This window comes from Bradyrhizobium sp. 142, from assembly GCF_023074015.1.
Taxonomy (GTDB): domain Bacteria; phylum Pseudomonadota; class Alphaproteobacteria; order Rhizobiales; family Xanthobacteraceae; genus Bradyrhizobium.
This window is the reverse complement of record NZ_JADPKQ010000338.1, coordinates 1-2,497: the sequence shown is the minus strand read 5'-3', so window position 1 is coordinate 2,497 and position 2,497 is coordinate 1. Positions and strand designations below refer to the sequence as shown.

Sequence of the window (2,497 nt, the reverse complement as noted above, 5' to 3'; positions counted from 1 at the left end):
GGGGCGCGCCTTCGAGTGCGTCAAGACAGATGAGATGGCGTCCCGACCTGCTTGATCCTCGCGCCGTGCTCGGGGCCGTCAAGGCGCAGCCTGGCAGCGGTCGAGCAAGCCGTCAGAACAGCACGACGGCCGGCCTTGACGGCCCTTGCGCGCGGCGCGTCTGCGCGCGCAGGCCGGGACGAAGGAACGACCGCCAGGCACGAACAAAGGAACAGTGCGAAGTGAGGAGCTATCGATGACGTAACCAACATCCCTTACCCGCCGAGGTCTGCGAGAGGATGAGACGACGATGGAGAATCGGTCTTCCCGGCGCATGCGAACACTGGTGACCCGAATGGCCCCTTCGAGGCCTGTCCGCTAATTAGCTCGAATGCGCGCTGATATCCATGATGGCCCGGAGCACAACACGCTCCAATCAGAGGCCGGATACATTGATGCAAGACCGCATCTGCCAGGTTGACGAAACCTCTTGCAACGCGCGGCCGGACCATACATTGGGTCAATAGCGCCTGTTTGGCGCTCGGCTGCAAACTTCCGGTCTACCTCTATGAACCAACATGCAACTGCACCGCGTCAACGGAAGCGATGGGCCAATAGGCCACATGGTCCGCCTGCTTGAAAATGAAAGAGAGTCCGCCAACCGGGGTGCCCTTTCCTCCTTTTATTACCGTCGTGCTGTCAGTCTCAGGCTGCGTTCGGCCATCATGGAATCGGGTGAGCTTTCTCCTTTAGATCGCCTGTTATGACGGCGCGGAGTCTACCGGGCGAAATCCCGTAACGTTTCCGAAACGCGCGCACGAATGCGCTCTCGGAGTCGTAGCCGACCGCTGCCGCCACCTGCGCCAAAGTTCCAGTCGTCGAGCCGAGGCGATGGCGTGCCAGACCAAGCCGCAACTCGCTCAGGAAGCCAAGCGGCGCAATATCCCCCTCCCTCCGGAAGATCCGAACCAGAGTCGCGCGCGAAACATGCGCTTCCGCCGCAAGCGCATCCAGCGTCCACGGATGCGTGGGAGCTCTCAACATGGCGGCGACGGCTCTGGCCGAGGACGGCGATGCGAGCAGCCGCAATATGCCGCTCGATGCCGCGGACTGTTCGAAATGCAGGCGAAGCATCATCACGAAGAGAGCGGTGGCAAGCTCAGTGGCAATCGTCGCTGCGCCCGGACGCGCGGCCTGCAGTTCCTCATCGATCGCCTGCACCAGCATCCGCATCCGGTCGAACAGATCCCCTTTGCCGATGCTGAGCACGATCGCCTTTGGCAATGCGGCAGTGACGAGGCTGTACATGGCCCCATCCAACCGCAACCGGCCGCAGATCATCTCGGTCTCGGTCGCGCCGCGGGTGTTGGTCTTGATCCTGATCGCGTTGTTGTATTCGGTTCTGATCGGCGCTCCGGAGCTTCCGCCACGGCTCGCCGATCGCACGACGTGGGAGTCGCCCTGCGGGAGCAGGAGAATGCTGCCGGCTTCCAGCTTAAACGTTTCGCCGGAATATCGCTCCAGCAGGCAATTTCCATTGGTCACGATGTGAAATTTAGCGAAGCCCGTCGGCTCCGCTTCGTGCACGACCTCCCATTGCAAGGCAAATCGACACACATCCTGAATTTCCGGGCGCGCCCGGAACAGGGGAGCAATCGAGCTGAGCGGGTCGAGAGTAGCCGGCTCTGTCGCGTCATCTGGATGTTTGATCCGGCCGGCATAGGTTTTGCGCCGCGAGAGCATCCCCAATTCCCCGTTCGCACCGATTTCTCAAAGCATCGAATGAATGAGGAGAATGTAATGCGCATGCCTGGCAGCAACAACCATCGCCGGCAGTCCGTCGCCGGTCAATCCCCGCGCCAACCGAGCTCGGAGTTCAGAAGCGCAACGATCACGAATACGCGATGAAAAAAACATTCATCAGCGGCGCCCTTGCATTGCTGGTCCTGGCTTATCCCGCTCACGCCTCGGCGCAACAGGCGGCCTCGGCCGACAAAGCCGAACGATCCCATAAGCAAATCGCGGAAGCGTACTTCATGGCCGAGAACCAGGCAGCCATGAGCAAGATGATGAGGGACATGGCGGTGAAGCCGTCCGGCAATGTCGATGCAGACTTCACGGCCATGATGATCCCCCACCATCAGGGCGCAGTCCATATGGCGGAGGCCGAGCTGCACTACGGCCACAACGAAAAATTGCGCCGGATCGCGAGGAACATCATTGCCGGGCAGCGGCGGCAGATCGGCGCGATGAAGGCGGCGCTGGGCCGGCCGCTGTCCGAGGGGACGTCATCGGCAACGCAGTCCGGTCACGCTTCTCAAGGCGGCGCCCGGCCCGCGCGCAACGCGGCGCGCTGAACACAGTCAATTATTCATTCCGCGTTTCACATCGCATCGAAGAGGAGAGCGTCATGCACATGCTAGCTAGGAGCCTGTCCAAGTAGTCGCTGGTCAAGCTGGGGCGAGTCTGATTCTTTGCGGGGCTATGAGCAAGGATTTTCGACTCTGGAAGATTGACG

The 2,497-nt window shown here is 61.1% G+C and carries 2 protein-coding genes; one reads left to right on the top strand and one right to left on the bottom strand.

All coding sequences use genetic code 11. The features are described 5' to 3' along the window. Positions 1–702: 702 nt before the first annotated feature. Positions 703–1,722 carry an AraC family transcriptional regulator gene (locus IVA82_RS31860; protein ID WP_247493689.1) on the bottom strand — a complete coding sequence of 340 codons (1,020 nt, stop codon included), beginning with the start codon at positions 1,720–1,722 and terminating at the stop codon, positions 703–705. A 161-nt stretch (positions 1,723–1,883) separates the two neighbouring features. On the opposite strand from IVA82_RS31860, the gene IVA82_RS31855 reads away from it, so the two are divergent. Then, a complete protein-coding gene (locus IVA82_RS31855) occupies positions 1,884–2,336 on the top strand; it encodes a DUF305 domain-containing protein (RefSeq protein ID WP_247493688.1) in 453 nt (150 codons plus the stop codon). Positions 2,337–2,497 lie beyond the last annotated feature (161 nt).

What these genes read in the sequence shown, in the direction of transcription:
- IVA82_RS31860 (WP_247493689.1), bottom strand. Translation starts at nt 1,722, where the DNA reads ATGCTCTCGCGGCGCAAAACCTATGCCGGCCGGATCAAACATCCAGAT.
- IVA82_RS31855 (WP_247493688.1), top strand. Translation starts at nt 1,884, where the DNA reads ATGAAAAAAACATTCATCAGCGGCGCCCTTGCATTGCTGGTCCTGGCT.